Below are 6189 nucleotides of genomic sequence, written 5' to 3'. Positions count from 1 at the left end.
CATCACTGGGTTGCGACTCCACATCGGGTAATTCTAATTGCTCATCCCTGGGCGGTGTCCCATCCAACGGTTCCTCAGTGGTGGGTTGCGATTCCACATCGGGTAATTCTAATGGACTATCGTCTCTGGGTGTAGCATCTAAAGGTTGGAGCGGAGTGCCCGGGGAAGGGCTTGCATCTGACGGTTGAGAAGATGCATTCGTGCAATTTTGCTCATTGTAGGAAAACTCGAAAGAGTATTGATAAACCGTCGGCTTACTGGTAGCGGGAAAGGCTCCTTGCTCGATAATCCAGTTGCGGGCAAATGTATCGAGGATATCTTCTCCCGTACTGAGCAAGCGTCGCGGGCCATCGATAATCTGGCCTTGAGAATCCACAAACACGCCAAAGGTACCGCGACCTTGCAGTTTGCGATCGCAAGCTTCGGGGGGATAAGAATTCCTCACCGTTCTCGGTGATTTAGTTTCGAGTTCGGGGTATTGCTGCTTGAGATTGCTCACCCAAGTGGTATAGGCGATCGCCCCTTCCGTCATCGCCATTTGCACATCATCAGTGGCATTGAACTCTTGTTGGCGATTTTGTTGTCGATATTCTTCGCGCAGTTGGCGCAAGCGGGCCAACAGCGGATCGTCGGGACTCATCCCTTGGGTTTGCCCCTCCGGGTCATTGGACGAGGGCGGATTCGACTCTGGCGAGGTTCCCGGGGACAGAGGCGCAGCCGCGATTTGCCGTTCTTCCTGTTGTTGACGATATTCTTCGCGCAGTTGACGATTATGCTCGAACATATCGGTCATCCGACCCGAATCTGCATTATTTTCCGTTGTTGTAGAAGCAGACTGAGACGGCGCAGAATCCGAGGGGGTTGGCGCAGAATCCGAGTCCCCCAAATTGCTGTTTTGCGCTGGATTGTTCAAATCCGACGCACTCCCTTGAGGTGGGGGAGATGTCGCCGTTCTTGGCTCTTCAAACGCATCCGGGCGAAATCCTGGCGGGAGTCCACGGGGTAACGTTTCCCCAGCGTTAAAGCCAGTGAAAGGTTGTTGCGGGGAGTTCGGGGTATTCGGGCGGACATCCAGGAGGAAATCCGAGGAATCCACCCGTTGGTTCATGCCCTGTGGCGGGAGAGAAGACTGCTGCGGCGATCGCGAGTTTGTCGTCCCCTGAGGCCAAGGTTGAGGCGGTGGGGGTGGCGGCAGTTCTTGCGGGGGGGGCGGCACTTCTTGGGGGATAAACGCCTGTTCCTGCCCGGGGCTGCCCTCAATTTGAAATTCTTGCTGCATTTGCGGTTCCCTTTGCTGGGGTTCCGGTTCTGGCAGTTCCACCGACGCCGAGGGTTGCCCAAAATAAGGCGTGGGCGAGGGATACTCTTCTAACGAGGGCAAAGGCGGGTTGATTTCCCCCAAATCCGGCGGCGGAGGGATATCCAGAGGCATCTGGTAAAGCGAGGAGGTATTCGGCAGGGTGAGGGGTTCAAAGGGTTCCTCTTCCCCGGGTTCGGGGGTAGGCGGCGTGGGCGGCAATTCGGGAAGCGCGCCTAACGCCAAAGAAGTGGACGAAGAATTGGGTTGTGTCGGATCTCCAGGCAGGTTTCCCGGTGTGCCCGAAACATTGGGCAAGCGGCTGAGTTCTTCCGGCGTTAACTCAACCAAATCTACAGTTGTCCAGGGATTCGCTTGGTTAGAGGTCATGGGTAAGCGATCCCAACTTATCCCCACAACGCCGTGCAGACCCACTGAGGCCAAAATGGCCACCACAGTGGGCTGAGATAAGGTGTGGAGTAAGTTTTTTTTCGGCAAGGAATAGGACATGGCTGGTACGCTTGGGTCACTCATAGCAAGCTGCGCTGGAGGGGAAGCAGTAAAAACGCCTCCCGCTTTATCTTAGCTTTAAGATTGGCGAGATTTGCAGGGGTTCCACCCCGGGTATTGTTTGCCCTCGCTCCGGCGGCGCGATCGCGCCTCGATGGAATCGCCCTCTGATTGCTGAGGAATTGATTCGGCAGCGGTTTGGGGTTATCCCCGTTTTTTTAGGATAATTTTACAGCGAGTCCTGGTGACAGGAGTCAACTATCGGCTCAGGGGGAAGTCAGGTTCCGGATTGCCATCGATATGGGGAGTTCGGGTTTGGCAATTCACCCGGCGCGGTGAGTCGCGATCGCGCCGCCTAGGGGAGAAAGGGTGGCGGCGCTCTCTTGAGTGGTGCGAGGCCACATCGTTATAAGTCTGCCGAGACTTTATCAAACGCCTTGTCTAACGCCGGGGAAGACAAAGGGACTTCCTCCACCGTGGGCAGTTTTTCCAGGGTAAGGCGAGACTGACTCGCACCGGAGAGGCGTTTGAGCAATTTTGGTTTGGGGTCGTGCAGCAGGTAAATAATGCGATCGCCCGGTTGCCAAGTATCCGAGGCGGACACCACGAGAAACTGATTCCCCCGTTCGATGGCTAACGGCACCAGTTCTCCAGACCTCATCAAGGCTTGCAAATGCGCCTGCTGAAAGGCAAAACCCGGTTCTTTCAGGACGGTTTCCCCCAATTTCACCTGACCGTCATTGATGTACTGATTCCAGTTTTTAAGCTGCACGGTAGGCACAAAGGCATGCTGAATTTTAGTCTTTTTCGTCTGATTGCCAGACTTCTCCACCACAGGGTCGCGAGGAAATAACGCCAACACCCTAGGCGGGCCAAATTCTTCCACCGCGCGCTGTGCCAACACCAGATTCACTTCTCCATTGCTGGTCATGGCGAGAAAGGTGCCCATTGAATCGAGTCCGGCAACTTCTAGGACTTCGGTATCCAGGGCTGAGCTTAAGAATACCCGCAAATCTTCCTGTGCGGCTTCCTGACAAGCTTCGGGATTGGTATCGAGCAGCACCACGGACTCGCCGCGTTCTTTCAACAAGCGGGCAATCAATCGACTCATGGGGTTGGATCCGACGATAATCGCCCCGGTGGCTTTGGTGGACATCACGCCGAGCACTCTCGCCACGATGCGAGCGCTTAACCCTTGCATGACCACGGTAACAATAATGGTCAGGAAAACCAAGGCTTTGATGGAGTCCCCCCCATTGATACCGCGATCGGTCAGCAAAATCGAAAATAAGGAAGCCACGGACGCCGAAACGATTCCTTTCGGGCCGATCCAGCTTACAAATAGTTTTTGTCGCCAGTTGAGTTTGCTATTCCAGGTGCAAAGCCACACGTTAATCGGGCGCACCAAGAACATCAGTGCCAACACCGTCACCACACTGCCCCATCCCAGGGCAACCACACTGGCAAGGGACAAATCCGCCGCCAGGAGGATAAACAGCACGGAAACGGCGAGAATGGTTAACTGGCCTTTAAACCGTCGCAAAAGGCGTTCTTCGGGCAAGGAGGAGGCCCGCAGAACGATGCCGGCAACTACCGTGGCCATCAGTCCGGATTCTCCTCGGATATCTTGGGCTAAGCCAAACAGTCCCCAAAGTCCGGCTAACACTACTAGGTTTTTCAGGTCTTCGGAGAGAAAATGGGCTTTTTTCAAGCAGTAGCCTAGCAACCAGCCGCCTAATGCCCCGATCGCGCTGCCAATTCCCAGGCGAATGGTCAGTCCGGCGATCAGTCTCAGGGGATCGGCATCCCCATTCAAAATCACGTCTAAGACTAACACCGCCAAAATGGCTCCTACCGGGTCGATTAAGACCCCTTCTCCTTCCAGCAAGGCAGCTACGGGGCGCTCCACCTGAACTTGTTTGAGCAATGGTCCGATCACTGTCGGTCCGGTGACGACCACTAAGGAGGCGTACAAAAACGCGATCGGCCAGGGGAATTCACTGTACATATGTGCAGCAATGCCGCCGCCAATCAGGGTTATGAGGGTTCCGATGGTCACGAGGTTCCGCAAGCTACCGGACACTTTGTCCAGGTCTCGCAGTTCGAGATTGAGTCCTCCTTCGAACAAAATTAATGCCACTGATAGGCTGACGATGACTTCTAGACCATCGCCCAACAGGTGGGGATGCAGCAATCCGAACCCATCTGGCCCTAACAGGATGCCAAACAGCAGCAAAAATACAATCCCTGGAATTTTTAGGTAGTCGGCCAGCACTTGCGCGCTGATGCCTGCGATTACGGTCAGCACCATCAGCAGGGTAATGTCAAAAGGCATATCCATAGGCGTGATAAAGCGAGCGGTCATCGAGCTTCAGGTTTAAACGCCTCATTCTCCGGTGGCGATTGGCTTGGTTCTCTTTGAATGGGCGAATAAACAAGCGGGCGATCGCGCTATTAGTGTTGGAGCGAGACGCCTTATAGCCAAGGTACAACGTTTGGTAAAATTATGAATTTAGGTTGAATTCAAACGATCCATGAGAATGGCGATCGGAGCCGCACTCCCCGATCGCTTCTGGTTTGTGGAATTTTTCTACTCGGTTTGTTCACTTCCGGATATCGACAAGGAAATACCCCATCTTACTCATTAGGCTGTTTTGCAGACTATCATACCACACGGGGGAAGATAAACGCGCCATCGGCTTGAATGGGGGAGTCTGGGGAGGATAAAGCACCTGGGGTAGCCACAGCATCAGTTGATTCGTGCAATCGATCGCTCAAATGGGAACGAACTTTTTTACCCAGATCTCATCCTCCCTTTGAAAGACCCACTCCCCCCCCCCTCTCAGCAAATCGCTTTACTCTTCAGCAAAGGAGCGATCGACGCTCGAAAGAAAGATCGGTTCGACCCGAATGCCCAGGATGCTCACGGGTCTTACCACCATGTACTCTCCTTGAGAGGTTTTGATCGGTACGTTGATGAACTCTTTCCCCTCGGAGTTGGGGACTAAGACTCCTTGATACCACTTCTGGAAATCTTGAATACTCGGAAAACGTACCTGTTCTCTGTGACCCCCTTCCAAAAGGAGGTAAACGCCAATATAGTCTGGAGTTCTCGGCATATGGCTAAATTTATCTTGAAAGCACCGAGATTATTATGATCCGCTCTGGGGCAAATGATTCGTTGTTTTTTCGCGCACCTTTAATCTCCTTTCCCTGTCATCAAAATATTAAATCCCTGGAATGGGGTCTCAAAGACCAAGGGCAAAATCTGACGCAATTCAGTCTCGTTCTTAAACTGCACCTGTTGATACCGGGGCAAATCAAAGCCATACACCCCCCCCCCTCGTCTCCCGCCTTTCCTGGGCGGCGAGCAATAGTTCCGGCGCTTGCTCTGTAGGGCATATCCTACTTCTACGCAGACTTGCAGACTGGAAATCAGTTGCGGTGGATCCCCTTCTACCCTGGCGATCGCCGCGATCTCCGCGATCGCCAGCAAACTTTTGCCGGGTTTTCACATTTTCTCGCCGCTCCACCGCATCGGTTCTTCGCAGCGATCGCACCGCACTCTCTAACCGCAAAGAAAACCGCGATCGGCGATTGATTTCTTCTAGTACGCTCTCGATAGCCTCGCGCAACACTTCGCTCGACTCCGGATATTCCGCTTGCGAACACAGGAAAATCGTTGGCTCGGTCTGCGCCATTACATCCTGCTTGCTAAAATAAATTTCGTGACTGATTAAATCAATATTGGAAATCGCTGTGCCGCCATTCCTCTCAATATAAAATTCCCCAGGTTCCCCTTCTAAATACCGCTGAAATTACTCCCACTGCTTCACCTATTCCCTCTCTTCTAAAAATTCGCCTCGCCACCCGGTTTTTCCCCGCTATTTTTGCTCGATTGCAAATCTTGTCTGCGCTTATCTATTTCCTGTATTGGCTCCTATTCCTCAAATTAAACCCTTTATCACACAATTTTTGTGAGTTTTAATCCTTTCAAATCTTTGTTTAAAATTATTTTAATAACCAACTTTACCGAGTCTATGTAAATTTATTTTTTCCGCCTAAAATATTTTTGTGGCATTCTTTTGATTAAACCCCGGATAAAATCCCTTAGTTTTTGCAATTAAATTATCGCCAACATCCCTGTTTTTTATAAGTGGAATAGGAAAAATATAGCAGTTCTCATATAGGTGAGGTAACGAATTTTTTACTTCGGAGGTGCAAGCGCGGTTGGGACTATTTGGCTGCGGATCGCATCAAGAAAGAGACCTGCTCTATTTCACCACCACCACGCGATCGGCGGGAAAAAACTATCCCGATAAGCGCAATAGTTGTTTATCCCTAGTCCAACCCCAGGGATGGAAAAACTATCCCGATAAGCG

Annotated in this window: 3 protein-coding genes and 1 pseudogene; all 4 read right to left on the bottom strand. The window is 52.1% G+C overall.

What is annotated here, in order from left to right; translation table 11 throughout:
* Positions 1–1831: pseudogene (locus tag AC0QH1_RS29550) on the bottom strand (hypothetical protein); the annotation flags it as partial.
* Between the two features lie 382 nt (positions 1832–2213).
* Positions 2214–4148 carry a cation:proton antiporter gene (locus AC0QH1_RS29545; protein ID WP_324635028.1) on the bottom strand — a complete coding sequence of 645 codons (1935 nt, stop codon included), beginning with the start codon at positions 4146–4148 and terminating at the stop codon, positions 2214–2216.
* 514 nt (positions 4149–4662) lie between these two features.
* Positions 4663–4926 (bottom strand): hypothetical protein, encoded by a 264-nt coding sequence (locus tag AC0QH1_RS29540; RefSeq protein ID WP_324635027.1) that lies wholly within the window; start codon positions 4924–4926, stop codon positions 4663–4665.
* Positions 4927–5127: 201 nt separating this feature from the next.
* Positions 5128–5508 (bottom strand): hypothetical protein, encoded by a 381-nt coding sequence (locus AC0QH1_RS29535; RefSeq protein ID WP_324635026.1) that lies wholly within the window; start codon positions 5506–5508, stop codon positions 5128–5130.
* Between the last annotated feature and the right edge of the window lie 681 nt (positions 5509–6189).

It is taken from the genome of Phormidium sp. CCY1219, assembly GCF_055795085.1.
Note: the sequence above shows the minus strand (reverse complement) of the source record. Positions and strands in the feature narration are given on the sequence as shown.

Bases quoted from the DNA above. Each gene is read 5' to 3' on its own strand.
- AC0QH1_RS29535 (WP_324635026.1), bottom strand. From the start codon at position 5,508: ATGGCGCAGACCGAGCCAACGATTTTCCTGTGTTCGCAAGCGGAATAT.
- AC0QH1_RS29545 (WP_324635028.1), bottom strand. From the start codon at position 4,148: ATGGATATGCCTTTTGACATTACCCTGCTGATGGTGCTGACCGTAATC.
- AC0QH1_RS29540 (WP_324635027.1), bottom strand. From the start codon at position 4,926: ATGCCGAGAACTCCAGACTATATTGGCGTTTACCTCCTTTTGGAAGGG.